This window comes from Paraclostridium dentum, assembly GCF_012922555.1.
Classification (GTDB): domain Bacteria; phylum Bacillota; class Clostridia; order Peptostreptococcales; family Peptostreptococcaceae; genus Paraclostridium; species Paraclostridium dentum.
The window spans coordinates 1-474 of the sequence record NZ_WIPK01000118.1; the positions used below are offsets into that span (position 1 = coordinate 1).

General features: G+C 55.5%; 1 protein-coding gene. It reads right to left on the reverse strand.

What is annotated here, in order from left to right:
• Window positions 1-395 (reverse strand): hypothetical protein (locus GFJ41_RS18040; protein WP_170076018.1); only part of this gene is annotated, 395 nt, incomplete at its 3' end.
• Window positions 396-474 lie beyond the last annotated feature (79 nt).

Consider the following 474-nt stretch of genomic DNA (forward strand, 5'->3'; position numbering starts at 1 on the left):
ACGTTGGAGATGGTCCTCTCCAGCACCTGCTCCTGCACTAGCAGCCTCGCAAATATGGACAGGCTCTGATCCGCCGCGTTGAGGCAGCTCACTTTGTTGTCGGCTGTAAGGCGCTTGCAGAACATGTTGTTGCCAAGGTTAATTAGTCCGATGGTGTTGGCGTCGACTTTGACCGGCCGGAAGAGCGTGTCCCTGTTTCTGGCCGTGGTGTCGGACGAGTCAGCCCATATCCAGTTAGGGCTGCGCCTCCAGAACCTGTCGAAATGGTCAGACTTGATCCTGACGTTTCCGTCGTTCATCGGGATGATCTGGTGCCCGGTTGACCTGGTGTTCGGGTCATTCGAGGAGAACTGGAGGTAGTTGAAGCGGTCGACCACAACTCCCTCAAGGAACAAGTCGTTGTCCCCTTTGAACGACACGCGTTCTGGCAGGTTTACCAGCTCTGACCAGTTCACGAAGGTCAAGTAACCTTGG